The sequence below is a fragment of the Ideonella sp. BN130291 genome (assembly GCF_036231905.1).
Lineage (GTDB): Bacteria > Pseudomonadota > Gammaproteobacteria > Burkholderiales > Burkholderiaceae_C > CAMLIZ01.
On sequence record NZ_JAZARE010000002.1, the window covers coordinates 449,028 to 474,448 of the forward strand.

24 protein-coding genes are annotated in these 25,421 nt (G+C 68.7%); 11 read left to right on the forward strand and 13 right to left on the reverse strand.

The genetic code is table 11. The features are described from left to right. Nucleotides 1-60: 60 nt before the first annotated feature. From VPH43_RS05415 to lspA, 7 genes are all read left to right on the forward strand, one after another. Complete coding sequence (locus VPH43_RS05415; protein WP_328576631.1) at nt 61-1,089, forward strand: hypothetical protein; 1,029 nt, start codon at nt 61-63, stop codon at nt 1,087-1,089. Next, the gene (locus VPH43_RS05420) at nt 1,086-2,099 is read left to right on the forward strand and encodes a P1 family peptidase (RefSeq protein ID WP_328576632.1); all 1,014 of its coding nucleotides are present in this window, start codon (nt 1,086-1,088) and stop codon (nt 2,097-2,099) included. The genes VPH43_RS05415 and VPH43_RS05420 overlap by 4 nt, the downstream gene beginning before the upstream one ends. Then, entirely contained in the window at nt 2,096-2,797 is a 702-nt protein-coding gene (locus VPH43_RS05425) for a pseudouridine synthase (RefSeq protein WP_328576633.1), read from the forward strand. The genes VPH43_RS05420 and VPH43_RS05425 overlap by 4 nt, the downstream gene beginning before the upstream one ends. A 111-nt stretch (nt 2,798-2,908) precedes the next feature. Then, nucleotides 2,909-4,792, forward strand: coding sequence for a response regulator (locus VPH43_RS05430; RefSeq protein ID WP_328576634.1), 1,884 nt, complete (start codon nt 2,909-2,911; stop codon nt 4,790-4,792). 8 nt (nt 4,793-4,800) lie between these two features. Further along, a complete protein-coding gene (locus VPH43_RS05435; RefSeq protein WP_328576635.1) occupies nt 4,801-5,766 on the forward strand; it encodes a bifunctional riboflavin kinase/FAD synthetase in 966 nt (321 codons plus the stop codon). A 312-nt stretch (nt 5,767-6,078) separates the two neighbouring features. Then, nucleotides 6,079-8,859, forward strand: coding sequence for an isoleucine--tRNA ligase (ileS, locus tag VPH43_RS05440; RefSeq protein WP_328576846.1), 2,781 nt, complete (start codon nt 6,079-6,081; stop codon nt 8,857-8,859). 17 nt (nt 8,860-8,876) lie between these two features. Continuing rightward, a complete protein-coding gene (gene lspA / locus VPH43_RS05445; RefSeq protein ID WP_328576636.1) occupies nt 8,877-9,377 on the forward strand; it encodes a signal peptidase II in 501 nt (166 codons plus the stop codon). A gap of 67 nt (nt 9,378-9,444) precedes the next feature. Here the strand turns inward: lspA and VPH43_RS05450 are convergent, their stop codons facing one another. After that, nucleotides 9,445-10,428: a quinone oxidoreductase family protein gene (locus VPH43_RS05450; protein WP_328576637.1), complete on the reverse strand. Its 984-nt coding sequence runs from the start codon at nt 10,426-10,428 to the stop codon at nt 9,445-9,447. An 86-nt stretch (nt 10,429-10,514) separates the two neighbouring features. Between VPH43_RS05450 and VPH43_RS05455 the strand changes: the two genes are divergently transcribed. Both VPH43_RS05455 and VPH43_RS05460 read left to right on the forward strand, forming a co-directional pair. Then, the gene (locus tag VPH43_RS05455; protein WP_328576638.1) at nt 10,515-10,823 is read left to right on the forward strand and encodes a putative signal transducing protein; all 309 of its coding nucleotides are present in this window, start codon (nt 10,515-10,517) and stop codon (nt 10,821-10,823) included. Next, complete coding sequence (locus tag VPH43_RS05460; RefSeq protein WP_328576639.1) at nt 10,817-11,734, forward strand: DMT family transporter; 918 nt, start codon at nt 10,817-10,819, stop codon at nt 11,732-11,734. The genes VPH43_RS05455 and VPH43_RS05460 overlap by 7 nt, the downstream gene beginning before the upstream one ends. A gap of 4 nt (nt 11,735-11,738) precedes the next feature. Here the strand turns inward: VPH43_RS05460 and VPH43_RS05465 are convergent, their stop codons facing one another. The 11 genes from VPH43_RS05465 to VPH43_RS05515 all read right to left on the reverse strand — a co-directional run bounded on the left by VPH43_RS05465 (nt 11,739) and on the right by VPH43_RS05515 (nt 22,519). Further along, a complete protein-coding gene (locus tag VPH43_RS05465; RefSeq protein ID WP_328576640.1) occupies nt 11,739-12,389 on the reverse strand; it encodes a glutathione S-transferase in 651 nt (216 codons plus the stop codon). Between the two features lie 48 nt (nt 12,390-12,437). Next, complete coding sequence (locus tag VPH43_RS05470) at nt 12,438-13,223, reverse strand: SDR family oxidoreductase (protein ID WP_328576641.1); 786 nt, start codon at nt 13,221-13,223, stop codon at nt 12,438-12,440. Between the two features lie 32 nt (nt 13,224-13,255). Next, a complete protein-coding gene (locus tag VPH43_RS05475; protein WP_328576642.1) occupies nt 13,256-14,206 on the reverse strand; it encodes a DMT family transporter in 951 nt (316 codons plus the stop codon). An 86-nt stretch (nt 14,207-14,292) separates the two neighbouring features. Further along, nucleotides 14,293-15,918: a gamma-glutamyltransferase family protein gene (locus VPH43_RS05480; RefSeq protein ID WP_328576643.1), complete on the reverse strand. Its 1,626-nt coding sequence runs from the start codon at nt 15,916-15,918 to the stop codon at nt 14,293-14,295. An 84-nt stretch (nt 15,919-16,002) separates the two neighbouring features. Next, a complete protein-coding gene (locus VPH43_RS05485) occupies nt 16,003-17,511 on the reverse strand; it encodes a tripartite tricarboxylate transporter permease (protein ID WP_328576644.1) in 1,509 nt (502 codons plus the stop codon). 10 nt (nt 17,512-17,521) lie between these two features. Continuing rightward, nucleotides 17,522-17,989, reverse strand: a complete 468-nt coding sequence (locus VPH43_RS05490) for a tripartite tricarboxylate transporter TctB family protein (RefSeq protein ID WP_328576645.1) — start codon at nt 17,987-17,989, stop codon at nt 17,522-17,524. Between the two features lie 73 nt (nt 17,990-18,062). Continuing rightward, complete coding sequence (locus VPH43_RS05495; RefSeq protein WP_328576646.1) at nt 18,063-19,073, reverse strand: 2-hydroxyacid dehydrogenase; 1,011 nt, start codon at nt 19,071-19,073, stop codon at nt 18,063-18,065. An 11-nt stretch (nt 19,074-19,084) separates the two neighbouring features. Then, a complete protein-coding gene (locus VPH43_RS05500) occupies nt 19,085-20,422 on the reverse strand; it encodes a sodium:proton antiporter (protein WP_328576647.1) in 1,338 nt (445 codons plus the stop codon). After that, complete coding sequence (locus tag VPH43_RS05505; RefSeq protein ID WP_328576648.1) at nt 20,419-21,126, reverse strand: nitroreductase; 708 nt, start codon at nt 21,124-21,126, stop codon at nt 20,419-20,421. Before VPH43_RS05505 ends, VPH43_RS05500 begins: the two co-directional genes overlap by 4 nt. Beyond that, nucleotides 21,123-21,575: an acyl-CoA thioesterase gene (locus tag VPH43_RS05510; RefSeq protein WP_442909210.1), complete on the reverse strand. Its 453-nt coding sequence runs from the start codon at nt 21,573-21,575 to the stop codon at nt 21,123-21,125. The genes VPH43_RS05505 and VPH43_RS05510 overlap by 4 nt, the downstream gene beginning before the upstream one ends. Further along, entirely contained in the window at nt 21,572-22,519 is a 948-nt protein-coding gene (locus VPH43_RS05515; protein ID WP_328576650.1) for a histone deacetylase family protein, read from the reverse strand. Before VPH43_RS05515 ends, VPH43_RS05510 begins: the two co-directional genes overlap by 4 nt. Before the next feature lie 132 nt (nt 22,520-22,651). Here VPH43_RS05515 and phaP point away from each other — a divergent pair, with 132 nt between their 5' ends. Further along, complete coding sequence (gene phaP / locus VPH43_RS05520) at nt 22,652-23,215, forward strand: TIGR01841 family phasin (RefSeq protein WP_328576651.1); 564 nt, start codon at nt 22,652-22,654, stop codon at nt 23,213-23,215. 332 nt (nt 23,216-23,547) lie between these two features. On the opposite strand, the gene VPH43_RS05525 is transcribed toward phaP, so the two are convergent. Beyond that, nucleotides 23,548-24,480, reverse strand: a complete 933-nt coding sequence (locus VPH43_RS05525; RefSeq protein ID WP_442909212.1) for a patatin-like phospholipase family protein — start codon at nt 24,478-24,480, stop codon at nt 23,548-23,550. Nucleotides 24,481-24,644: 164 nt separating this feature from the next. On the opposite strand from VPH43_RS05525, the gene VPH43_RS05530 reads away from it, so the two are divergent. After that, the gene (locus VPH43_RS05530) at nt 24,645-25,412 is read left to right on the forward strand and encodes a sulfite exporter TauE/SafE family protein (protein WP_328576653.1); all 768 of its coding nucleotides are present in this window, start codon (nt 24,645-24,647) and stop codon (nt 25,410-25,412) included. Nucleotides 25,413-25,421 lie beyond the last annotated feature (9 nt).

The following is a 25,421-nucleotide window of genomic DNA, read 5'->3' on the forward strand; positions in this document are numbered from 1 at the left end:
GCCGCTACGCGGACAATGCGGGCTGGCGGGCCGGTCGTCCGCATTCGACGAAAGCCATTCATGAAGCAGTATCTGGCGCGGGCCTGCCTGGCCCTTTCCCTGGCGTTCATCGGCGGTTGTGGCGGCGGGGGCGGTGGCTCCGAGCCCACCCCGGTGGTGACACCCTTCCTGGTGATCACCACCGTCAACGGCCTGCCGGTGCCCGCGCTGGGCATCAAGTACTCCATCACCATGGAGTCGGGCGACAAGATCGAGGTCAAGGCCAGCCCCAACGGCGCGCAATGGACGGTAACGGCCGATGGCAACGTGATCCAGGCCGACGCCAACCAGGACGGCAGCAGCTTCAGCGCGGTGCTCAACAGCCCCAAGGGCGGGCAGGTGGTGATCAAGGCGGTCTCCAGCAACGATCCGTCGCAGGAAGTCGAGATCACGGCGGTGGTGAATGCGCAGAAATACGAGCGCGCGGCGGCGCAAGTCGGCGAAGTGCGAACCTGGACCGAGACCGACACGCACAAGGACGGCAGCATCGTCGTGGTCAAGAACGAGGTGAGCACCGCCGCGGTCCATGGCGATGGCAGCTACGACCAGAGCGTGCGCGACATCACCACGTCGCCCGGTACCGTGACCGAGACGCGCCTGCTGGACAGCGAGGACAACCTCCTCGAGCGCACCATCGCAAACAACAACCGCTGCACCTACGACCCGGTGCGCAAGCTCCTGAAGTTCCCGCTTTACTACGGCAAGAGTCCTTGGACGAGCCAGTGGCACTACAGCTGTCAGCAAGGGTTTGAGGAGACTGTGGACTCCATCACCACGGTGGCGGACTACGAACCGGTCACGGTGGGCGGGACGACCCACGATGCACTCCGGTTGCACACGCACGTCATCGTGACCCAGTCGAACGATCCGCGACTGCCTCTGGGCTCGGGCGGCCAGGCGGGCTACGACCAGTCGATCGACTGCTGGTGGTCTGTTTCACTCAAGCGCAACGTGAAGTGTGTGACGACCACCACCTATCCGAGCCTGCTTGGTCAGGAGGCGCCGGGCAGCTATTCGCATATTCTGGTGCAGGAACTCACCGGCCCATGAGCCAGCGGACCCTGTCCTCTGCTGGTGCACCCGGCCTGGCCGGCCTCAAGGTCGGCCACCACACCGACGGCCGCCGCCCCACCGGCTGCACCGTGGTGCTGTGCGAAGAAGGCGCCATCGCCGGTGTCGACGTGCGCGGCGCAGCCCCCGGCACCCGCGAAACCGACCTGCTGCGCCCGGACAACCTGGTGGAGCGGGTGCATGCGGTGCTGCTGGCCGGCGGCAGTGCGTTCGGGCTGGACGCGGCTGGCGGTGTGATGCGCTGGCTGGAGGAGCGTGGCATCGGCCTGCCCGTGGGCCCGGTGCGTGTGCCCATCGTGCCGGCCGCGGTGCTGTTCGACCTGTGGGTGGGCGACGGCCACATCCGGCCGGATGCGGCGGCGGGTTATGCGGCGTGCGAAGCAGCCGACGCAGGCGCCATCGCACAAGGTTCGGTGGGCGCCGGCAGCGGCGCCCTCGTGGGCAAGCTGTTCGGCATCGCGCACGCCATGAAGGGCGGCATCGGCAGTGCCAGCCTCACGGTGGACGGCGTCACCGTGGCGGCGCTGGTGGCTGTGAACGCGGTGGGCGACATCATCGATCCGGCCACCGGCCGCCTGCTGGCCGGCGCACGCAGCGCCGACGGCCGCAGCCTGATCGGCAGCACCGACGCCATGGTGCGCGGCCAAGGGCCCAGCCAGCTGGTGGCCGGCGGTGCCACCACGATCGGCGTGGTGGCCACCGACGCGGTGCTCACCAAGGCGCAGGCCCACAAGCTCGCCACCCTGTCGCACGACGGCCTGGCGCGTTGCATCGACCCGGTGCACACCATGACGGACGGCGACACGATGTTCGCGCTGGCCACCGGCCGCAGCGGCCGCACGCCCCACCTCACCTGGCTGGGCGCGCTGGCCGCCCGGGTGACCACGGCGGCGGTGCTGAACGCGATCACGCAGGCGCAGGGCCTGCCCGGCTGGCCATCGGCCAGCGAGTGGTCGGCGTCCGGCGATGCGACCGAGGCCGCCCGATGAAGCTTGCACAAGTGCTGTTCAGCCAGGGCTTTGGTGCCCGGCGCGAATGTGAAGGCCTGATCGCCGCCGGCCTGGTGCGCGTCGGCGGCCAGGTGGTGGACGACCCGGCGGTTGATGTGCCTACCGAGGGCTTGCAGTTCGAGGTGGAAGGCAAGGCCTGGACGTACCACGAGAAGGCCCTGGTGCTGCTGCACAAGCCGGCCGGCTACGAGTGTTCGCAAAAGCCCTCCGCCTGGCCCAGCGTGCTCTCGCTGCTGCCCGCGCCCCTGCGCAAGCGCGGCGTGCAGCCGATCGGCCGGCTCGACCAGGACACCACCGGCGCCCTGCTGCTCACCGACGATGGCACCCTGATCCACAAGCTCACCTCGCCCAAGCACCATGTGCCCAAGGTGTACGAAGCGACCACCGCCGATCCCGTCACGCCCGGCCAGGTGAGTGCCCTGCTCAAGGGTGTGGTGCTGCACGACGACCCCCTGCCGGTGCGCGCCGCAGCCGCCCAGGCGCTCGGCGAGCGCCATCTGCAGCTGGTGCTCACCGAAGGAAAGTACCACCAGGTCAAGCGCATGGTGGCGGCGGTAGGCAACCGGGTGGAGCAGCTGCATCGCAGCGCTTTTGGCGCGCTCGCGTTGCCGGCCGACCTGGGCCCAGGCCAGTGGCGCTGGATACCTGACCCTGGCGTGATCTTCGGCACGCGCTGAGCGGGTTTGGCCCGGGGCCTGCGCGGCGGCCGGCCGATAAGCTGTGAACAATCAGTTACACCGCCGCGGCGCCGCCCGGCGGCCTCACAGCGGCCAGGGCATCGTTGTTCCATGCTTGTATCTCCGCCGCCTTCGCGCACCTCGGCTTCAGCGGTCGACCCATCCGACGCTTCCGGCATCGGCGCACAGATCGCGCTGGAACGCGTGCGCACCCTCTACGAGCTGACGCCGCCGCCGGTGATGGCCGGCGCAGGGTTCGCCTTGCTGGTGGCCCTGATGATGGCACCTGTGGCGCCCCCGCTGCTCACTGCCGGCTGGCTGGGGCTGAAGCTGCTGATGGCCGCACTGCGCATCGTGGACGCAGCGGCCTTTCGCCGCTGCAGCGCGCCCGCGCCCGCGCTGCGGGGCTGGCTGGCGCGCTACCTCACGCTGATGACGATCGATGCGATCAGCTGGGGCGGCATGACGGTGGTGTTCATGCCCTATGCACACGGCATCGCCAGCACGGTGCTGCTCGCCGGTGCGGTGGGCGTGGCCTCGGTCGGTGTGTTCACCACCTTCAGCCACTGGAGCACCAGCCTGGTGTACCTCGTCTCGGTGCTTGCGCCCATCATGGTGGACCAGCTCGCCATTGGCGAGCGCGACAACCTGCTCACCGCCGCCGCGCTGCTCATCTACTTCGGCGTGCTGGCCTTCGAAGGCTGGCGCAGCGAGAGCCGGCTGGTGGAGATGCTGAGGCTGCGCTACCAGAACGCCTGGATCGCGGAGCAGCGGCGCCAGGCGCTGGCGCTGGCGGAACACTCCAGCGCGGCCAAGAGCCGCTTCCTGGCTGCAGTGAGCCATGAGATGCGCACGCCGCTGAACGGCATCCTCGGCATGACGCAGCTGCTGGGCGCCCAGGTGAGCGACCCGCACCAGCGCCATCAGCTCGAGGTGATGCGGCGCTCGGCGCGCCACCTGCAGACCGTGATCGCCGACCTGCTGGACCTGTCGCGCATCGAGTTCGGCCGGCTGGAGATCGAGCTGGAGCCCTTCATCCTCACTGACACGGTGCGCGAGGTGAGCGACCTGCTCAGCGCCGTGGCCGCCGAAAAGGGGCTGGCCTTCCGCGTGCTGCTGCAGCCGGGCTTGCCGGCGCGCGCCTGCGGCGACGCGTCGCGCATCAAGCAGGTGCTGCACAACCTGCTCGGCAATGCGATCAAGTTCACCCGCGAAGGCGGCATCACGCTGGAAGTGGCCGCCACGCCCGAGGGCCTGGCGTTCACGGTGCGCGACACCGGCCAGGGCATCGCCCTTGAAGAAGCCGAGCGCATCTTCGACGCGTTTGCGCAGGCCGGCGAAGGTGCGGCCCGGCGCGCGGGTACCGGCCTGGGCCTGACGATCTCGCGCCAGCTGGCGCGTGCCATGGGGGGCGACGTGCGCTACCAGGGCGAGCCGAGCGGTGGTGCGGCCTTTGTCTTCACCGTGGCGGCAGCCCCCATGCCCACGGAGGATGCCGCCCTGCCGAGGGCCTGGGCCGCACAGGCCTTCCAGCTGCGCGGCCATGTGCTGGTAGTGGACGACAGCCCGGTGAACGCCATGGTGGCCGGCGGCATGCTGGAACGTTTCGGCCTCAGCGTGGACCTGGCGGAGGACGGCGAACAGGCGCTGCAGCGACTGCACACGACGCGCTACGACGCAGTGCTGATGGACTGCCAGATGCCGGGCATGGACGGATTCGAGGCCACCCGCCGCTGGCGCGCGCAGGAGGCTGCCGCGATGCGACTGCCCATCATCGCCGTGACCGCCAACGCCGTGCCCGGCGACCGCGAGCGCTGCCTGGCCGCCGGCATGGACGACTACCTCGCCAAGCCCTTCGACCTGAACGAGCTGGGTGCCCTGCTGCAGCGCCACCTCGCTGGCTGCTCCACCGCGGCACCGGCACCGGCCGCGGCGGCACCGGGCGCACCCCGGGTGCACGGCCCCGGAGGGCCGGAGCCCGGCCGGTGGACATAATCGCCCGCATGCGAGTCTTCCGCGGCTTCCACCATCCCGGCATCGCGCGCGAGTGCGCCCTCACCATCGGCAACTTCGACGGCGTGCACCGCGGCCACCAGGCGATGCTGGCGCTGCTGACCAACGAAGCCAGCCACCGCAAGCTGCCGAGCTGCGTGCTGACCTTCGAGCCGCATCCGCGCGACTTCTTTGCCGTGCGGGCGGGCAAGCCCGAGCTGGCGCCGGCCCGCATCGCGAACCTGCGCGACAAGCTGGGCGAGCTGGAACGCTGCGGCATCGCGCAGGTGGTGGTGCTGCGCTTCGACGAACAGCTGGCATCGCTGGCACCCCAGGCCTTCATCGACGAGGTGCTGGTGCGCGGCCTGGGCGCGCGCTACGTGCTGGTGGGCGACGACTTCCGCTTTGGCGCCCGGCGCGCCGGCGACTACGCCATGCTGGACGCGGCAGGCGCCACCGCCGGCTTCGACGTGGCCCGCATGATGAGCTACGAGGTGCACGGCCTGCGCGTGTCCAGCTCGGCGGTGCGCGAGGCGCTGGCCGTCGGCGACATGGAGCGCGTGACCAGCCTGCTGGGCCGGCCGTTCAGCATCAGCGGGCATGTGCAGCATGGCCGTAAGCTGGGCCGCGAACTCGGTTTTCGCACCCTCAACCTGCGCTTCCAGCATGCCAAGCCCGCCGCGCACGGCATCTTCGTGGTGCGGGTGCATGGCCTCACCGACGCGCCTTTGCCCGGCGTCGCCAGCCTCGGCGTGCGGCCCACGGTGGAAGACAGCGGGCGCGTGCTGCTCGAAACGCATTGCCTCGACTGGCCGGCCGGCCTCGGCGACGAAGGCGGCTATGGCCGCGTGGTGCGGGTGGAGCTGCTGCACAAGCTGCACGATGAGCGCCGCTATGAGTCGCTGGAGGCCCTGCGCGAAGCGATTGCGGTGGACGAAGCCAATGCACGGCGCTGGCTGGCGGCCCATCCCACCTGAGCCCTTGGCCATGGCGCCCCGTACAATCGCAGGCATGCAACGCGCCATGCAACAGGCCTTCTCCGGCCCGTCGCCCTCCCTGCTCACGCCGCACACCCACACGCGGCGCGAGACCACGCGCAGCCGAATTTGACTCTCGCAGTGCTTGAGCGCCGCTGAAGGCGCGGTGAGCGCACCGCTCACATCTCCCACCCCGCACTGCAGCCTCTCCTCCGAAGCGGGCTGCCATTCGACTTCCTTTCGCGAGATTCCATCGTGACCGACAAGACCGACTACCGCGCCACGCTCAACCTGCCCGACACCCCCTTCCCGATGCGCGGCGACCTGCCCAAGCGCGAGCCGGGCAGGGTGAAGGAATGGGAGGACAAGGGCATCTACCAGAAGCTGCGCGACGCACGCTGCGGCAAGCCGAAGTTCGTGCTGCACGATGGCCCGCCGTATGCGAATGGCCAGATCCACATGGGCCACGCGGTCAACAAGATCCTCAAGGACATGATCGTCAAGGCGCGCCAGCTCGCCGGCTTCGACGCGCTCTACGTGCCGGGGTGGGACTGCCACGGCCTGCCGATCGAGAACCAGATCGAGAAGACCTTCGGCCGCAACCTGCCGCGCGACGAGGTGCAGGCCAAGAGCCGCGCCTATGCCACCGAGCAGATCGCGCAGCAGATGGTGGACTTCAAGCGCCTGGGCGTGCTGGGCGACTGGGACCATCCGTACCGCACCATGGACTTCGGCAACGAAGCCGGCGAGATCCGCGCGTTGAAGCGCGTGATGGAACGCGGCTTCGTCTACCGCGGCCTGAAGCCGGTGTACTGGTGCTTCGACTGCGGCAGCTCGCTGGCCGAGTTCGAGATCGAATACGCGGACAAGACCTCGCCCACCGTGGACGTGGCCTTCCTGGCCGCCGAGCCGCAAAAGCTGGCCGAGGCCTTCGGCCTGAGCCAGCTCGACAAGGACGCCTTCGTGGTCATCTGGACCACCACGCCCTGGACCATCCCGGCCAACCAGGCGCTCAACCTCAACCCCGACCTCGAGTATTCGCTGGTCGACACCGAGCGCGGCGTGCTGCTGCTGGCCAGCGCGCTGGTGGACAAATGCCTGGAGCGCTACGGCTTGACCGGCCAGGTGATCGCCACCGCGCAGGGCAAGGCGCTGGACGGCCTGCACTTCCACCACCCCTTGGCGCATGTGGACCTCGGGTTCGACCGCCTGAGCCCGGTGTACCTGGCCGACTACGCCACCGCCGAAGACGGTACCGGCATCGTGCACTCGGCGCCGGCCTATGGCGTGGAGGACTTCAACTCCTGCGTGGCGCACGGGGTGAAGCACGACCAGATCCTCAACCCGGTGCAGGGCAACGGCGTCTACGAGACCAGCCTGCCCCTGTTTGGTGGGCAGTACATCTGGAAGGCCAATCCGAACATCGTGCAGGCGCTGCAGGATGCTGGCCGCCTGATGGCCAGCGCCAAGCTGCAGCACAGCTATCCGCACTGCTGGCGCCACAAGACGCCGGTGATCTACCGCGCCGCGGCGCAGTGGTTCGTGCGCATGGACGAAGGCCACGGCGTGTTCACCGTGGACAAGGCGCCGAAGACGCTGCGCCAGATGGCGCTGGACGCGATCGAGCAGACCAGCTTCTATCCGGAAAACGGCAAGGCCCGCCTGCGCGACATGATCGCGAACCGGCCCGACTGGTGCATCAGCCGCCAGCGCAACTGGGGCGTGCCGCTGCCGCTGTTCCTGCACAAGGTGACCGACGAGCTGCACCCCGAGACACTGCGCATGATCGACCAGGCCGCCGACCTGGTGGAAAAGGGCGGCGTGGAAGCCTGGGCCAAGCTGGACCCGGTGGAATGGCTGGGCAGCGAAGGCGAACACTCCGCCGAGCACTACCGCAAGAGCACCGACATCCTCGACGTGTGGTTCGACTCCGGCTCCACCTTCTTCCATGTGTTGCGCGGCTCGCACCCGGGCGGCAGCCATGAACAAGGCCCCGAAGCCGACCTGTACCTCGAGGGCCATGACCAGCACCGCGGCTGGTTCCATTCGTCCCTGCTAATCGCCTGCGCGCTCGAAGGCCGGGCGCCCTACCGCCACCTGCTCACCCATGGCTTCACGGTGGACAGCCAGGGCCGCAAGATGAGCAAGAGCCTGGGCAACGGCGTGGACCCGCAGGAAACCAGCAAGAAGCTGGGCGCCGAGATCATCCGCCTGTGGGTGGCCGCCAGCGACTACTCCGGCGACATCGCCGGCGACGACAAGATCCTGGCCCGCGTGGTGGACGCCTACCGCCGCATCCGCAACACCCTGCGCTTCCTGCTGGCCAACACCAGCGACTTCGACGCGAAGAAGGACGCGGTGCCGCTGGACAAGCTGCTGGAGATCGACCGGTATGCCTTGTCGCGTGCGGCGCAGCTGCAGGCCGAGGTGCTGGCGCACTACGAGGTGTACGAGTTCCACCCGGTGGTGGCCAAGCTGCAGGTCTACTGCTCCGAAGACCTGGGCGCCTTCTACCTCGACGTGCTGAAGGACCGGCTCTACACCACCAAGGCCGACAGCCACGCGCGCCGCTCGGCGCAGACGGCGCTGTGGCACATCACCAACGGCATGCTGCGCTGGATGGCGCCTTTCATGAGCTTCACCGCGGAAGAGGCGTGGAAGGTGTTCAACGGCGGCGAGACGATCTTCACGGAGACCTACTGGCAGTTCCCGGCGCAGGACGATGCGCTGCTCGCCAAGTGGGCGCGCATCCGCGAGGTGCGCGAGGTGGTGAACAAGGAGATCGAGACCTTGCGCGCGGCCGGCAGCGTGGGTTCGTCATTGCAGGCCAACGTGGCCTTGAGCGCGGCGGCCGAAGACGAGGCGCTGTTGCGTGCGCTGGGCGAGGACCTGAAGTTCGTGCTCATCACCTCCAGGGCGGAAGTGAAGACCGGCAGCGAGTTGCAGGTGCAGGTGTCGCCCTCGGCCGACCCCAAGTGCGAACGCTGCTGGCACTACCGCGCCGATGTGGGCAGCGATGCCGCACATCCCACGATCTGCGGCCGCTGCGTGAGCAACCTGTTCGGCGCGGGTGAACCCCGCACCGTCGCCTGAGGGAGCGCGCGCACAGCATGGCCAAGACCGCTCCTTCCTCCGCCAGCGCCAGCCTGCTCCCCTGGCTGGGGCTGGCCGCCATCGTGATCCTGCTGGACCAGATCACGAAGGCGATGATCCTGCGCACCTTCGCCTATGGCGACTCGGTGACCATCACGCCGTGGTTCAACATCGTGCGCGCGCACAACACCGGCGCCGCGTTCTCGTTCCTGGCCGGTGCCTCCGGCTGGCAGCGCTGGATGTTCGTGGGCCTGGGTGTCGCGGCCGCCGGCTTCATCATCTGGATGCTGCGCAAACATGGCGGCCAGCGCCTGTTTGCCACCGCGCTGGCACTCATCCTGGGCGGGGCGCTGGGCAACGTGATCGACCGCCTGCTGCATGGCTACGTGGTCGACTTCATCCAGGTGCACCACGCCGGCTGGTTCTTTCCGGCCTTCAACGTCGCCGACAGCGCCATCAGCGTGGGCGCCGCCTGCCTGATCCTGGACGAGCTATTGCGCGTGCGGCGCGGGCGCTAGGGCCTGCACCCGGGCTCGCCGGCGACCGCGAGCCCTGCCCGCCGACGGGCGCGGCCGCCCCGCGCACTCAGGGCAGCAGCACGCTGGAGCCGATGGTCTTGCGCGCTTCCAGGTCGCGGTGCGCCTGCGCGGCGTCGGCCAAGGCGTAGCGCTGCTCGACCTGGATCTTCACCCGGCCGCTGCCGACCATGTCGAACAGGTCGTCCGCCATGGCCTGCGTGGCCTCGCGCGTGGCCAGGTGCGCAAACAAGGTCGGCCGGGTCACGTACAGCGAACCCTTGGCCGCCAGCAGCCCGGTGTTGAGCGCCGCCACCGGCCCCGAGGAGTTGCCAAACAGCGCCAGCAGGCCGAAGGGTTGCAGGCAGTCGAGCGAGCGCTCGAAGGTGTCCTTGCCCACCGAGTCGTACACCGCCTTCACGCCGCGTCCGCCGGTGATCTGCTTCACCCGCGCGACGAAGTCTTCGGTGTTGTAGTTGATGGTGAACGCGGCGCCGTTGTCGCGCGCCAGCTGGCACTTGGCATCGCTGCCCGCCGTGCCGATCAGCTGCACACCCATGGCACGCGCCCACTGGCAGGCGATCAGCCCTACACCGCCGGCGGCGGCATGGAAGAGGATGAAGTCGCCCTCCTTCAGGCCGCCTTGCGGCTGCGTCTTGCGCAGCAGGTACTGCACGGTCAGGCCCTTGAGCATCATGGCCGCGCCCTGTTCGAAGTCGATGCCGTCGGGCAGCCGCACCACGCACCGGGCCGGCATCACCCGCAGCTCGCTGTAGGCGCCGGGCGGCTGGCTGGCATAGGCAGCGCGGTCGCCGGGGGCGAGGTGCATCACGCCTTCACCTACTGCTTCCACGATGCCCGCGCCTTCCATGCCCAGCACCAGCGGCAGGTTGTTCGGGTACAGCCCCGTGCGGTGGTACACGTCGATGTAGTTCAGGCCGCAGGCCTGGTGCCGGATGCGCACCTCACCGGGCCCCGGCTCGCCCACCGCCACCTCGGTCAGGCGCAACACCTCGGGGCCGCCGAATTCGCTGATCTGTATGGCCTTGGGCATCTGTGCACTCCTGGTTTGCAAGGGAAGCGGCGAGGTTACGCCAGCCGTGAACTAGCATGCGCGCTGCCCCGCCAAAACCCTGCGAATTGAAGCGCCTCGCCCAAGCTCCCAACATCGCCATCGCCACGCTGTGGGCCGACATGCTCACGCAGGCCGGCATCGCGGCCAATGTGCAGCGGCTGTACACCAGCAGCATTGCGGGCGAGATTCCGCCTGACCAGGCCTTGCCCGAGGTGTGGGTGCTGGACGAAACGCAGTTCGACGCCGCGCAGGCGCAGCTGCGCGAGCTGCAGCATCCGCCCTGGCGCCACTGGGTGTGCCAGCAGTGCCATGAACGCATCGACGGGCCGTTTGACCAGTGCTGGCAATGTGGCGCGATGGGGCCGGCATGGTGAAGCTCAATGCCCGGCTGGTGCTGCTGCTCACACTGCCACCGCTGCTGTGGGCGGGCAACGCGGTGGTGGGCCGCCTGATGGTGGGCCAGGTGCCGCCGCTGGCGCTGAACGCAATGCGCTGGGTGTTGGCCAGCCTGTTGCTCCTGCCGCTGGGATGGAGGGCCATCGCCACGCCGGCTGCCCGCGCGCAGATCGCACAACGCTGGCCCGAGCTGGCGCTGCTCAGCTTCCTCGGCGTGGGCTGCTACAACTCGCTGCAGTACCTGGCGCTCACCACTTCCACGCCGCTGAACGTGACGCTCATCGCGGCCAGCATGCCGCTGTGGATGATGGGCATCGGCGCGGTCTTCTACCAGGTGCGCCCGCGCGGGCGCGAATGGCTGGGCGCAGCGCTGTCGCTGGGCGGCGTGCTGGTGGTGCTGTCCCGCGGCAGCGTGGCCGCGCTGGCGCGGGTGCACTTCGTCACCGGCGACCTGCTGATGCTGCTGGCGGTGATGAGCTGGGCCTTCTACAGCTGGCTGCTGGCACGGCCGCCGAAGTCCATGCGCGGCGAGGCGCGGCCGGGCTGGAACTGGGCCGAGCTGCTGCTGGTGCAGACGCTCTTCGGCAGCGCCTTCGGCGCCACGGCGGCCAGCGCGGAATTCGCCCTCACCGGGGCCACGGTGCACTGGTCACCCGGCGTGGCGGTGGCGCTGCTGTACGTGGCCGTGGGCCCTTCGGTGATCGCCTATCGCTGCTGGGGCCAGGGTGTCACGCTGGTGGGGCCGGCGGTGGCAGCCTTCTTCAGCAACCTCACGCCGCTGTTTGCCGCCGTGCTGTCGGCGGCCATGCTGGGCGAGGCGCCTCAGCCCTACCACGGCGTGGCGTTCGCGCTCATCGTGGCAGGCATCGCGGTGTCCTCGCGCCGCTGAAGGTTCAGGCCGCCGCAGGCCAGTGGCGCGCCATGACCGGCGCCACGGCGGGCAGGTGGTCGATGCGCTCCAGCACCGGGAACCACTGCGGCCGCGACGTGCCGAGGTGCTTGCGCGCACCGGACCAGCGCGAGACCACCGCGGCCAGCAGGTCCAGCGCACCGGGCTGTTCGCCGCTGAGGAAGGGCTGCGCCGGGAAGGTGCCGGCAAACCGGTCCCACAGCGCATGCAGGCGCGCACGCGTGCCCTGGCGCACATGCTCCCTCTCCGTGTCGGTGGTCCCGCTGGTCCAGCGCTCCGGGTAGTCGATCACGCCGATGGCAGCGTAGCAGTTGGCTGCGATGTACACCAGGCCACGGATGGCATGGGCCCGTGCGGCGGGCGACTGAGGCAGCAGGCCGCTGTGCGGATGCCGCAGCCCCAGCTCGATCAGGATGGCGGCACTTTCGGTCATCGTGCTGCCGTCGGGCCAGCGCAGGGCCGGGATCTGTAGCAGCGGGTTCACCTGGCGCAAAGCCCCCAGCTCCGAGGCCGCGTCCCAGGACGCAGCATTCACCACCCGGAATGGCAGCTCGGCGAGGGTGAGCGCCGCTTCGATCGCCGCGCTGCCGCTGCCCTGGTAGCCGTAAAGCACATGTTCACCGCTGTCACCCATGCTGGCCTCCTTGCTGTTGGACGGCCAGTGTGCGACAGGGCCGCAACCCTAGAAGGTGCCGGGGTATGCCCCGCCGTCCATCAGCAGGTTCTGCCCGGTGATGTAGCCGGCATGCTGGCTGCAGAGGAAGGCACAGGCCGCGCCGAACTCCTCCGCGCTGCCGAAGCGCTGTGCCGGAATGCCCATGCGGCGCTTGTCCCAGAGTGCATCGAAGGACTGGCCCGTCTTCTGCGCCGCGCCCTGCGTGGTGCCACGCAGCCGGTCGGTGTCGAAGGCGCCCGGCAGCAGGCCGTTGAGCGTGACGTTGCGTGCAGCCAGCCGCGGCTGGCGCGCCAGGCCGGCCACAAAGCCGGTGAGGCCGGAGCGCGCGCCGTTGGACAGCCCCAGCACATCGATCGGCGCCTTCACCGCACCGGAGGTGATGTTCACGACGCGGCCGAAACCGCGCTCGGCCATCGCATCCACCGTGGCCTTGATCAGCTCGATCGGCGTGAGCATGTTGGCTTCCAGCGCCTGGATCCATGCGTCGCGGCCCCAGTCGCGAAAGTCCCCGGGTGGCGGCCCGCCCGCGTTGTTGACCAGGATGTCCACCTGCGGGCAGGCGGCCAGCGCGGCCGCCCGGCCCTCCGGCGTGGTGATGTCGCCGGCCACCGCGTGCACCTCGCCGCCGCCGAGCGCACGCAGCTCGATCGCGGTGAGCTCCAGCGCCTCGGGGCCGCGCGCGGTGATCACCACATTCACACCTTCACGCACCAGCGCGCTCGCGCAGCCCTTGCCGAGGCCCTTGCTGGCGGCGCACACCAGCGCCCACTTGCCTTGGATGCCGAGGTCCATGTCGATCCTTCTCTCAAGCGTTCAAACGATGTTCACTTGGTGGCCGCCGTGCCCGGCTTGGCTGCGGCGGGCGCCGACGCCAGCAGCCACACACCGGCCAGCACCAGCACCGTACCGGCGGCCACCCAGGCGGTGAACGGCTCGCCCAGGATGAACACACCCATCAGGATGGTGGACATGGGGCCCACCATGCCGGTTTGCGCCGCCATGGTCGCGCCGATGCGCTCGATCGCCATCATCACCATCAGCACCGGCGCGAAGGTGCAGGCCACGGCATTGAGCACCGACAGCCACACCACCTGCGGGGCCACCAGTGCCGCGTCCAGCGGCTTGACGATCAGGAACTGCGCAATGCACAGCACGCAGGCCACCGAGGTGGCCAGGCCGGTGAGGCGCAACGAGCCGATGCGCCGGACCACCTCGCCGCTGTAGACCAGGTAGATCGCATAACTGACCGCGCTGCCGAACACCAGCACCGCACCCAGCACCACGTTGGCGCCGGCCAGCGTGAGCTCATGGCCGAACACCAGCAGCACGCCGCAATAACTGACCCCCAGCGCGATGAGCTGGCGCGCCGTGGTGCGGCGCTTGAACAGCACCACGCCGAGCAGCAGCACGATGGTGGGGTTGAGGTAGAGGATCAGGCGCTCGAAGCTGGCGCTGATGTACTGCAGGCCGGCAAAGTCGAGGAAGCTCGCGAGGTAGTAGCCCGACACACCGAGCCCGCCGATCGCCACCCAGTCGCGCCGCTGCAGCGGCGCCTTGCCGCGGCCGGCCCACCAGGCCAGCAGCACGAACATCGGCAGCGCGAACAGCATGCGGTACATGATGAGCGTGACCGCGTCCACGCCATGGCGGTAGGCGAGCTTGACGATGATCGCCTTGCCGGAAAACGCGATCGAGCCGAGCAACGCGAGCACCAGGCCCGGCCACACCGGCGCGGGCTTGGCGGCCGAAGGCGCCGCGATGGAAGAAGACGACATTGCGGACGATTCTAGGCAGCGTGTTGGCAGGCCGCCTTCGCTGCCGGGAAAGGCCCGCTTGTGTGTGCAGCCGAGGGCCCGCTTGTCTAGAACACCGCCGCCTGCCCGTCGCGGCGCGGGTCGCTCGCCGCCACGTAGCCTTCGACCGCCGGGTCGCCCAGGCGCCAGATGAACTGGCCGGCGCCGAAGTCCTGGTAGCTGTCATTGATCGCCTCGATCTGGTGGCCGCGGTCGACCAGGCCCTGCACCGCCGCCCGGTCCATCGCACCTTCCACGTTCAGCGACAGGCCCTGGTTGAAGCGCCAGCGCGGCGCGTCGCAAGCAGCCTGGGGCTGCTGCCGATGGTCCAGCATGCGCACCACCGTCTGCACATGGCCCTGCGGCTGCATGTTGGCACCCATGACACCAAAGCTCATCACCGGGTGGCCGTCCTTCGTGAGGAAGGCCGGAATGATGGTGTGGAAGGGCCGCTTGCCCGGCGCGACCGCATTCGGGCTGCGCGGGTCCAGGCTGAAGGCATGGCCACGGTCCTGCAGCGAGATGCCGAATTCCGGCACCACCACGCCGGAGCCGAAGCCCAGGTAGTTGCTCTGGATGAAGCTCACCATCATGCCGCTGGCGTCCGCGGCGGTGAGGTAGATGGTGCCGCCCTTGACCGGGTTGCCGGCCTGGAAGTCCTGCGCACGGTTCGGATCGATCAACTTCGCGCGCCCGCGCAGGTAACCTTCGTCCAGCATCTGCTCGGCCGACACCTCCATTGCCTCGGGCTCGGCGACGTGGCGGTACACGTCGGCGAAGGCGAGCTTCATCGCCTCGATCTGCAGGTGCATGGCTTCGGGGCTGTCCGGCTTGAGCGACGCCAGGTCGAAATGCGAGAGGATGCCCAGCGCGATCAGCGCCGCGATGCCCTGGCCGTTGGGTGGAATCTCGTGCAGCGTGTGGCCGCGGTAGCGTTTTTCGATCGGTGTCACCCACTCCGGCCGGTAGTCGGCCAGGTCGCGCCGTGTGAGGGCGCCGCCTTCGGCCTGCGCGTGGCGCACCATGCACTCGGCGATCTCGCCGCCGTAGAACGCGTGGCCGCGGGTGTCGGCAATCGCCTGCAGGGCGCGGGCGGCAGCCGGAAAGCGGAACAGCTCGCCCACATTCGGCGCGCGGTCGTGCGGCAGGAAGGCCTGGGCAAAGCCCGGCTGCGACACCAGCTCGCGCACCTGCGCCGCGGCCGCCCACTTCTGCTGCACCACCACCGGCACTGCATAACCGCGCTCTGCGATCTCGATCGCCGGCTCCAGCAGGTCGGCAAACGGCAGGCGCCCGAACCGTTCGCTCATCGCCACCCAGCCGGCCACCGCGCCCGGCACGGTGACCGCATCCCAGCCGCGCGCCGGCGGATGGCGCGCGTCGGTGCCGTACTTGCGCTGGAAGTAGTCGGGGGTCCAGGCCGCGGGGGCACGGCCGGAGGCGTTCAGGCCGTACAGCCGGGTGCCGTCCCACAGGATGCAGAAGGCGTCCGAGCCCAGGCCGTTGCTGCAGGGCTCCACGATCGTCATGGCTGCGGCGGCGGCGATCGCGGCATCGATCGCATTGCCGCCCTTGAGCAGCATGCGAAGGCCGGCCTGGGCGGCCAGCGGGTGCGAGGTGGACACCACGTTGCGGCCGAACACCGGCAGGCGGGCGGAGGGGTAGCCGCTGGTCCAATCGAAGCTGTGGTTCATGGCGCGCTCGTCAAGGAAGATGCCTGATTGTGCAAACGAAAAGGGCCGCGTGGTGCGGCCCTTTCCCTGACGAACCCGGTGAGGTCAATCCTCCTGGAACGCCTCTTCCCGCTTGCTCCGGATGGAGGGCAGCATCACCACCACGACCATCAGCGCCGCGGCAATCAGCAAGCCTGCGGACAGCGGCCGCTGCAGGAAGGTGCTCCAGTCGCCGCGCGACAGCAGCAGCGCCCGGCGCAGGTTTTCTTCCATCATCGGCCCCAGGATGAAACCCAGCAGCAGCGGCGCCGGCTCGCAGCCGAGCTTGTAGAACAGGTAACCCACCGCTGCGAAGACCGATGCGACATACACGTCGAAGTTGTTGTTATTGAGCGTGTACAGGCCGATGCCGCAGAAGGTGACGATGGCCGGGAACAGGAAACGGTAGGGCACCGTGAGCAGCTTGATCCAGATGCCGATCAACGGAAGGTTCAGGATCACCAGCATCAGGTTGCCGATCCACATGGAGGCGATCAGGCCCCAGAACAGCGTGGGGTTGCTGGTCATCACCTGCGGGCCCGGCTGGATGCCCTTGATCGTCATCGCGCCCACCATCAGCGCCATCACCGCGTTGGGCGGAATGCCCAGCGTCAGCATCGGGATGAAGGAGGTCTGCGCACCCGCGTTGTTGGCCGACTCGGGCCCCGCCACGCCCTGGATGGCACCCTTGCCGAAGGGCACACGCGGGTTGCGTGTCAGCTTCTTTTCCAGCGTGTAGGCCGCAAACGAGGCCAGCAGCGCGCCACCACCGGGCAGCACGCCCAGCACCGAGCCCAGCGTGGTGCCGCGCAGCACCGAAGGCCAGGCCTCCTGGAAGTCCTGCCTGGTGGGCCACAGGCCCTTGACCTTCTTGGTGAACACCTCGCGGTGCTCGGCCGGCATGCCCAGGTTGGCGATGATCTCGCCGAAGCCGAACACCCCCATCGCGATGACCACGAAGCCGATGCCGTCGGTCAGCTCCGGAATGTCGAAGCTGTAGCGCGGCGTGCCGGAGATCACGTCGGTGTTGATCTGCCCCAGCAGCAGGCCCAACAGGATCATGGAGATGGCCTTGACCAGCGAGCCGGAGGCCAGCACCACGGCACCGATCAGGCCCAGAACCATCAGCGAGAAGTACTCCGCCGGGCCGAACTTGAAGGCCAGCTCGGTGAGCGGCGGCGCAAAGGCCGCGATGATGATGGTGCCCACGCAGCCGGCGAAGAAGGAACCCAGGCCGGCCGCCGCCAGCGCCGCGCCTGCACGGCCCTGGCGCGCCATCTGGTAACCGTCGATCGCCGTGACCACCGACGACGACTCGCCCGGCACGTTGATCAGGATGGCGGTGGTGGAGCCGCCGTATTGCGCGCCGTAGTAGATGCCGGCCAGCATGATCAGCGCCGGCGTCGCGTCCAGCGCATAGATCGAGGGCAGCAGCATCGCGATGGTGGCCACCGGCCCCAGGCCGGGCAGCACGCCGATCAGCGTGCCCAATATGCAGCCGCCAAGGGCATAGAGCAGGTTCTGCAGCGTCAGCGCGGTGGAGAACCCCAGCGCGAGGTTGTTCAGCAAGTCCATGGTGGTTCCTTCAGGCGCCGAACGTGATGGTGGGCCACACCGGGATGATCAGCTTGAGGCCCCAGATGAAGATGACCCAGCTGCCGAATGTGAGCACCAGCGCGTTGAGCACCACCTCCTTCAGGCGGAACTCGTCGCCCGCGAGGCTGGACATGAGGATGAGCAGCGGCAGGGAGATCACCATGCCCAGGCGCGGCAGAATGGCACCGAACACAGCCAGCGACACCACGAGAATGATCAGCGGCTTCCAGGCGAAGCTGCCGATCGGATCACCACCTTCGACTTCGATGGTCAGGGCCTTGAACAGCACCATCGCGCCCAGGATGGCGAGCAGCACGCCCAGGCCGAACGGGAAGTAGGCCGGCCCGGGGCGGGCCGACGATCCGAAGCTGTAGTTCAGCGCGCCCACGGCGAACGTGGTGCCGACGACGACGAACATCAGCCCGGACCAGAAATCCTTCTGGCTCTTGATCTTCACGGTGCTTGTCCCCTTGTGGGCTTGTGATGCGCCGGATTCTAGGCAGCGCATCCCCCAACAAGCGCTGTGGGTTTCACGTAAGGCCGGGTCGCATGCGCGACAGCACTTCCGGGTTCAAGGGGGTGGGCGGGCGCCCGGCATCGGGGCCGCAGCCCAGCGCGGCCACCAGGTTGTCGCTGGCCAGCGTGAACATCGCACGCCGGGTGGCCACCGTCGCGCTGGCGATGTGCGGCGTGAGCACCACGTTGGGCACCGCGAGCAGATCGGGGTGGACCCGCGGCTCGCCTTCGAAGACATCCAGCCCCGCGGCGGCGATGCGCCGCTCGCGCAGGGCGGACGCGAGGGCGACGTCGTCCACGATGCCGCCGCGCGCGATGTTGGTCAGGGTGGCGGTGGGTTTCATCTGCGCCAGCTCCTGCGCGCCGATCAGGTGGTGCGACTCGGCCGAATACGGCACCACGATCACCAGGTGGTCGGCCTCGCGCAGCAGCGTCGGCTTGTCCACGTACCGTGCGCCGAGTTCCGCCTCGGTGTCGGCCGGCAGGCGCGAGCGGTTGTGATAGATCACCTGCATGCCGAAGCCGAAGCGCCCGCGCCGCGCGATCGCCTGGCCGATGCGGCCCATGCCCAGCACCGCCAGCGTGGCGCGGTGCACGTCCGCGCCAATGAACATGTCGTAGGCCCAGCGGGTCCATTCGCCGCGGCGCAGGAAGTGCTCGGCCTCGGTGATGCGGCGGGCGGTGGCCATCATCAGCGCAAAGCCGAAGTCCGCCGTGGTCTCGGTGAGCACGTCCGGCGTGTTGCTGCACAGCACGCCGCGGGCGGTGCAGGCCGGCACGTCGAGGTTGTTGTAGCCCACCGCCATGTTGCACACCGCCCGCAGTTCGGGGCAGGCATCCAGCACCTGCGCGTCGATGCGCTCGCTGCCGGTGGTGATGACGCCCGCCTTGCCCTGCAGCCGCTGGATCAGCTGAGGCCGGTCGAGGATGTGGTCCTCCGGGTTGTCGTCCACCTCGAACCAGGCGCGCAGCCGCTCCACCAGGTCGGGAAACACCGCACGCGCCACCAGGATGCTGGGTTTCATCGACTGCCTCGTCAGCGGAACCAGATGAAGGTCATCAACACGAAGAGCGGGATCAGCACCGCACCCGACCACAGCATGTAGCCGAAGAAGCTGGGCATGCGGATGCCCCGCTCCTCGGCGATGGCCTTGACCATGAAGTTGGGTGCGTTGCCGATGTAGCTGTTGGCGCCCATGAACACCGAGCCGGCGGAGATGGCGGCCAGCGTGGTGGCCAGCGTGGTCATCAGCGTGGGTGCATCACCGCCGGCCAGGTTGAAGAACACCAGGTAGGTGGGTGCGTTGTCCAGGAAGGACGAGAGCATCCCGCTGAACCAGAAGTAGGCCCAGGGTTCGGGCCGGCCATCCGGCGCGGTGACGGCGGCCGCCACCGAAGCGAAGGGGCCGTTCATGCCGGCCTTGAGCATGGCCAGCACCGGCGCCATGGTGAGGAAGATGCCGATGAAGAGCTTGGCCACTTCCTGCATCGGGCCCCAGGAGAACTGGTTCGCCACCCGCGGCGCGCTGGGCGTCAGGTGGTACGACAGCAGCGCCACCACCACCAGCCCGATGTCGCGCACCAGGTCTTCCAGGTTGATGTCGGTGCCGGCGAGCTGGAAAGCCACGCCGGACTTCCACAGGCCGCTCAGCAGCACTAGGCCCACGATCGCCAGCAGCAGCAGGAAGTTGAGCTTGCCGTCGATGCCGAACGACTCGGTGTCCGGCGTGGGGTCGGCCGGCAGCACGCCTTCCTTGCGGTAGTGGTAGCTGTCGATCACGTAGAAGATCGCGAGCAGCGCACCGCAAAGGAACAGCGTCTCGGGCAGCAGGTGCGACACCGTCCAGAAGAAGTCCACGCCCTGCAGGAACCCGAGGAACAGCGGCGGATCGCCCAGCGGCGTGAGCGAGCCGGCCGCGTTGGACACGATGAAGATGAAGAACACCACCACGTGCGCCACATAGGGCCGGTTGTCGTTGGCGCGGATCAGCGGCCGGATCATCAGCATCGATGCCCCGGTGGTGCCCATGAAGCTGGCCAGCACCGCGCCGATGGCGATCAGCAGCACATTCAGGCCCGGGCTGCCATGCAGGTTGCCACGGATGAAGATGCCGCCCGCCACGGTGAACAAGGCCACCAGCAGGATGATGAAGGGCAGGTACTCGGCCAGCAGCGCATGCGCCAGCGCATGGCCGGCTTCAGCCGGGCCATGCAGCACCGCAAAGGGCAGCAGGAAGGCCAGCGCCCAGCCGGCCGCGATCTTGCCGTAGTGGTGATGCCAGAGCTTGGGGCACGTGAGCGGCATCAGCGCGATGGACAGCAGCATGCCGGCGAACGGCACGCCCCACCAGGCGGAGAGCTGCGCGCCGTTCATTGCGCGAGAAAGCGCGCAAAGCGCTCCACCGGTTCGCGCTCGGTCACCAGCGTGTTCTCCACCGCGCCCATGTCGGCATAACCGAGCGACATGCCGCACACCACCTGCTCGTTCGCCGGCGCACCGATGTGTTCCATGATGATGCGGTGGAACTGGGTGAATGCGGCCTGCGGGCAGGTGTGCAGCCCGCGTGCACGCGCGGCCACCATGATGTTCTGCAGGAACATGCCGTAGTCCAGCCAGCTGCCCTGCTGCAGGATGCGGTCGATCGTGAAGATCAGGCCCACCGGCGCATCGAAGAACTGGTAGTTGCGGCCGTGCTGCTCATGCATGCGGGCCTTGTCGGTCTTGGCGATGCCGAGCAGTCCGTACAGGTCCCAGCCGACCTTGCGACGCCGGTCGATGTAGGGCGATACCCATTCGGTGGGGTAGTAGGCGTACTCCTCCGTGTGCTGGGCGCGCTGCTGCGGGTCGTCGTAGGCGGCTCGGATCCTGGCGGAGAGCGCGGCCTTGGCCTCGCCGGTGAGCACCGTCACCTTCCACGGCTGGGTGTTGGTGCCCGAGGGGGCACGCGCGGCCACGCGAAGGATGTCCTCGATGGTCTCGCGCGGCACCGGTGTGGGCAGGAAAGCGCGCATCGAGCGGCGCGAGGTGATGGCGGCATCCACCGCGGCGGTGGCGTCAGGGCTGGGGGTGTCGCTCATTCGGCGGTCCGGAGGGGTTGCAAGGCGGTCAGGAGTGCGGCCGGCAGCGCCGCGGGGCGACGGGTGGCGCGGTCCACGTACACATGCACGAAGTGGCCGGCAGCGGCGGACAGCGGCTCGCCGGCGGCGAACAGGCCCACTTCGTAGCGCACGCTGGAGCTGCCGACGTGGGCCACGCGCAAGCCGGCCTCCACCGTCTGGGGAAACTCCAGCGGCGCAAAGTAGTTGCAGTGCGTCTCCACCACCAGCCCGATGACCTCGCCACGGTGGATGTCCAGCGCGCCAGCCTCGATGAGGTAGCGGTTCACGGCGGTGTCGAAGAAGCTGTAGTAGACGACGTTGTTGACGTGGCCGTAGACGTCGTTGTCCATCCAGCGGGTAGTGATGGCGCCGAAGTGCCGGTAGGCACTGCGCGGCTGGGCGGCGGGGCGGGCAGGCGGCGAGCTCATGCGCCGCATTGTTCCATCGACTGCCAGGCCTGCCAGCTGGCCAGCGCGGCATGGAAGCTCGCCAGCTGCACCGCCACGGTGTCTTCGATCACCCGGCCATAGCCGCCGGCCATCGCCATCACCGCCGGAATGCGGCGCTCGCGCAGCGCGGCGAACACGCGCCGGTCACGTTCGGCCAGGCCTTGCGCCGTGAGCTTCAGCCGCCCCAGCCGGTCGCCTTCGTGCGGATCGGCGCCGGCCAGGTAGAACACCAGGCCAGGCAAGGCGCCGGCGTGGCGCAGCCAAAGTTCGGCGAGGGCCGTGTCCAGCGCCTGCAGGTAGGGTGCGTCGGTGCAGCCGTCGGGCAGCTCCACGTCGAGGTCGCTGGCCTCCTTGCGGAAAGGGAAGTTCTTGGCGCCATGCAGGGACAGGGTGAACACCGTCGGGTCGTCGCGGAAGATCGCCGCGGTGCCGTTGCCCTGGTGCACGTCCAGGTCGATCACGGCCACCCGCAACAAGGCCCGGTGCTGCCGGTGCCACTCGGCCTGCATCAGCCGGGCGGCCACCGCCACGTCGTTGAACACGCAGTAGCCGCTGCCCTTGTCCGCCTGGGCGTGGTGGGTGCCACCCGCCAGGTTGGCCGCGACGCCTTCGGCCAGCGCCACACGCGCGGCAGTAATGGTGGCGCCCACGGAGCGCCGGGCCCGGTCCACCATGCGTTCGGACCAGGGAAAGCCGATCTCGCGTTGCTGCGCGGGCGACAACAGCCCCTCCGCGACCGCGTTCACGTAGGTGGGGGTGTGCACCAGCGCCAGTTCACCGTCGCTGGCCGGCGGGGCGACCTCCAGTCGCACACCGGGCAGCTCTGCCGCCACGGCGTCGCGCAGCAGGCGGTACTTGGTCATCGGAAAGCGGTGCCCGGCCGGCACCGGCAGCACGAAGGTGTCGGCGTAAAAAGCCCGCATCTAGAAACGGCCCCCTAAAATGCTGCATCGCAACAAAAAAGACTTGCATGGCGGCGGCAGGTCCCTATACTTCAGGCCATGCTGCAGTGCAGCAAACGCTCTCTCCGCCCATCTACCTCATTGGAGTCTCACATGCTGACTGTTGAACAACTGCTCGCCGCCCACAAAGCCAACGTCGAAACCCTGTTCGGCCTGACCAACAAGGCCTTCGAAGGCGTGGAAAAGCTGGTCGAACTGAACCTGCAGGTCGCCAAGACCGCGCTGGGCGAAGTGGCTGAAAACACCCAGGCCGCCCTGTCCGTGAAGGACGCGCAAGAGCTGGTGGCCCTGCAAGCCGCGCTGCTGCAGCCGGTGGCCGAGAAGGCTGCCGCCTACGGCCGCCACGTGTACGACATCGCCTCTGCCACCGGTGCCGAAGTGACCCGCGTCGCTGAAGAGAAGCTGGCCGAAGGCCAGAGCAACTTCATGAGCCTGGTCGACACCGCCGTCAAGAACGCCCCGGCCGGCACCGAAAACGCCGTCACCCTGGTGAAGTCGGCCCTGGCTGCCGCGAACAACGCCTACGAAAGCGTGCACAAGGCTGCGAAGCAAGCCGCCGATGTGGCTGAAGCCAACATCCAGGCGATGACCAGCACCGCGGTGAAGGCCACCCAGGCCAGCACCGGCAAAGGCAAGCGCGCCACCGCCGCCGCCTGAGCTTGAACAACGACCGGATCTTGCGATTGAACTTTTGTCCGATCGCCGCATCTATGGAGCACCGCAGCGTTTGACCGCACTGCGGTCTCCCTGAAAGGTTGTCTCCTCGGTACCTCTCGAAACCCCCTTTCAAGGTACCTTCAGGCCCGATGCTCCGCGTGGGGCCTTTTCTTTGGCCCCCGGCCGCCTCGCGGCCGCCCCCCGTGGGGGCTCGGGTCGCGGCCGGGCAACCCGTCCGCGACCCGCTCGTCATCCACCGCTGCGCCCCTGGCCGCTGCGCGGCCTGTCCCCAGGGACCAATGCACGCGCCCGGCGAGATGGCTGCGGCAGCGCTACTTCGTCAGGGCCGTGATTCTGGCTTTGAGGTCGGGCAACAGCGCTGTGGCGATCTCGCGGCCGGCCTGGATGGACTTGGCGCGCACGCTGAAGTCCGCGCTCGACACGCCGTTGAGCTTGGGGCGCAGCACGATGTCGGCGTCCTTGAGCTCATACTGGTTGATGCTGCGGCCCATGATGGCAAAGGTCTGCAGCAGCATGCGCATCGCGTCACCCGTGGGGTTGCCTTCCGGCGCGGCGGAGATGTCCACCGCAATCACCAGCTCGGCGCCCATCTGGCGCGCAAAACGCACCGGCACTGGCGACACCAGGCCGCCGTCAACATACTCGCGGCTGCCGATCTTGACCGGCTGGAACACCGCCGGCACCGCGCTGGAGGCGCGCACCGCCATGCCGGGGTCACCGCGCTGGAACAGGATGGGTGCACCGCTGTCCAGGTCGGTGGCCACGATGCCCAGCGGCAGCTTCATCTGCTCGATCAGCCGGCCGCCGGTGTGGTCGCGCACGTAACGCGCCAGCGCCTCGCCGCGGATCAACGCCCGCCCGGGATACGCCCAGTCGGTGATCGCGGTCTCGTCCATGGTCTGAGCCAAGGTGCCCAGTTCCGCGCCGCTGCGGCCCGCGGCGTACAGCGCGGCCACCAGGCTGCCGGCAGAGGTGCCCACCACCAGGTCGGGCTTGATGCCGTGCTCCTCCAGCACCTGGATCACGCCGATGTGGGCAAAGCCGCGGGCCGCACCGCCGCCCAAGGCCAGGCCGATCCGCGGCGGGCGCACCGGCTTGGGCGGCGCCACCACCACGGCGGGCGGCTGTACCACCGGGGGTGTGGTGGGTGGGTTCACCGGCGCCGTCTGACAGCCCACCAGGCCGATCAGGAGAGCCAGCGCAAACCCGCGGCGGCGCCAAGAAACAGAGGTCAGGCACAACATCGGCGGATTCTAGGAGCCGGCTTCCCTGGCCAGCGCCGCGCATGCGGCAAGATTTCCCGACGCAGGCTGGAATAAGCAATCAACTAAACTGTTCTTCTCATATATATATACGATCCTTAAAGTCGCCCGACGGGTTGAAACCCGGGTAAACCCGTTGGAGCGGCATGGACTGGTTGGCAATCGCGAGTGGATTCGGCGTCGGCGCCATCGTCGGCATGACCGGTGTGGGCGGCGGCTCGCTGATGACGCCGCTGCTGATGGGCGTGTTCAAGCTCCACCCGGCGGTGGCCATCGGCACCGACCTGTGGTTTGCGGCCATCACCAAGACCAGCGGGTCGATCGCGCACCACCGCCACGGCCATGTGGACTACCGCATCACCGGCCTGATGCTGGCCGGCAGCATCCCGGCCGCGCTGGTGACCATCGCGCTGATGCACTTCACCGGCATCACCAAGGGCTGGGCCAGCGCGCTCACCTTCTCGCTGGGCATTGCCTTGCTGCTCACCGCGGTGACGGTGGCCTACCGCCAGGCCTGGCACCGCGTGGGCCTGAAGCTGGAGGCCTGGCTGCCACCCTCGCGCAAGCCCTACTTCACCGTGGCCGCCGGGGTGCTGCTGGGGGTGCTGGTGTCGCTGAGCTCCATTGGCGCGGGCGCGATCGGCGCCACGCTGATCCTGATCCTGTACCCTCGCCTGCCCACCCAGCGCCTGGTGGGCACCGACATCGCCCATGCGGTGCCGCTCACCCTGGTGGCCGGCATCGGCCACGCCGCGCTGGGCAACGTGAACTGGGCCCTGCTGGGCGCCTTGCTGATCGGCTCGCTGCCCGGCATCTGGCTCGGCGCGCGGCTCACCAAGTCCATGCCGGAAAAGATCACCCGCACGCTGCTGTGCGTGTCGCTGGTGACCGCAGGCCTCAAAGTGATTCATTGAACCGACGAC

Coding starts and splice junctions, on each gene's coding strand:
- VPH43_RS05505 (WP_328576648.1), bottom strand. CDS start 21,126: ATGAGCGACACCCCCAGCCCTGACGCCACCGCCGCGGTGGATGCCGCC.
- VPH43_RS05425 (WP_328576633.1), top strand. CDS start 2,096: ATGAAGCTTGCACAAGTGCTGTTCAGCCAGGGCTTTGGTGCCCGGCGC.
- VPH43_RS05450 (WP_328576637.1), bottom strand. CDS start 10,428: ATGCCCAAGGCCATACAGATCAGCGAATTCGGCGGCCCCGAGGTGTTG.
- VPH43_RS05470 (WP_328576641.1), bottom strand. CDS start 13,223: ATGGACCTCGGCATCCAAGGCAAGTGGGCGCTGGTGTGCGCCGCCAGC.
- VPH43_RS05525 (WP_442909212.1), bottom strand. CDS start 24,480: ATGTTGTGCCTGACCTCTGTTTCTTGGCGCCGCCGCGGGTTTGCGCTG.
- VPH43_RS05480 (WP_328576643.1), bottom strand. CDS start 15,918: ATGAACCACAGCTTCGATTGGACCAGCGGCTACCCCTCCGCCCGCCTG.
- VPH43_RS05415 (WP_328576631.1), top strand. CDS start 61: ATGAAGCAGTATCTGGCGCGGGCCTGCCTGGCCCTTTCCCTGGCGTTC.
- VPH43_RS05420 (WP_328576632.1), top strand. CDS start 1,086: ATGAGCCAGCGGACCCTGTCCTCTGCTGGTGCACCCGGCCTGGCCGGC.
- VPH43_RS05495 (WP_328576646.1), bottom strand. CDS start 19,073: ATGAAACCCAGCATCCTGGTGGCGCGTGCGGTGTTTCCCGACCTGGTG.
- VPH43_RS05485 (WP_328576644.1), bottom strand. CDS start 17,511: ATGGACTTGCTGAACAACCTCGCGCTGGGGTTCTCCACCGCGCTGACG.
- VPH43_RS05500 (WP_328576647.1), bottom strand. CDS start 20,422: ATGAACGGCGCGCAGCTCTCCGCCTGGTGGGGCGTGCCGTTCGCCGGC.
- VPH43_RS05465 (WP_328576640.1), bottom strand. CDS start 12,389: ATGGGTGACAGCGGTGAACATGTGCTTTACGGCTACCAGGGCAGCGGC.
- VPH43_RS05435 (WP_328576635.1), top strand. CDS start 4,801: ATGCGAGTCTTCCGCGGCTTCCACCATCCCGGCATCGCGCGCGAGTGC.
- lspA (WP_328576636.1), top strand. CDS start 8,877: ATGGCCAAGACCGCTCCTTCCTCCGCCAGCGCCAGCCTGCTCCCCTGG.
- VPH43_RS05475 (WP_328576642.1), bottom strand. CDS start 14,206: ATGTCGTCTTCTTCCATCGCGGCGCCTTCGGCCGCCAAGCCCGCGCCG.
- VPH43_RS05515 (WP_328576650.1), bottom strand. CDS start 22,519: ATGCGGGCTTTTTACGCCGACACCTTCGTGCTGCCGGTGCCGGCCGGG.
- ileS (WP_328576846.1), top strand. CDS start 6,079: ATGCGCGGCGACCTGCCCAAGCGCGAGCCGGGCAGGGTGAAGGAATGG.
- VPH43_RS05530 (WP_328576653.1), top strand. CDS start 24,645: ATGGACTGGTTGGCAATCGCGAGTGGATTCGGCGTCGGCGCCATCGTC.
- phaP (WP_328576651.1), top strand. CDS start 22,652: ATGCTGACTGTTGAACAACTGCTCGCCGCCCACAAAGCCAACGTCGAA.
- VPH43_RS05430 (WP_328576634.1), top strand. CDS start 2,909: ATGCTTGTATCTCCGCCGCCTTCGCGCACCTCGGCTTCAGCGGTCGAC.
- VPH43_RS05510 (WP_442909210.1), bottom strand. CDS start 21,575: ATGAGCTCGCCGCCTGCCCGCCCCGCCGCCCAGCCGCGCAGTGCCTAC.
- VPH43_RS05460 (WP_328576639.1), top strand. CDS start 10,817: ATGGTGAAGCTCAATGCCCGGCTGGTGCTGCTGCTCACACTGCCACCG.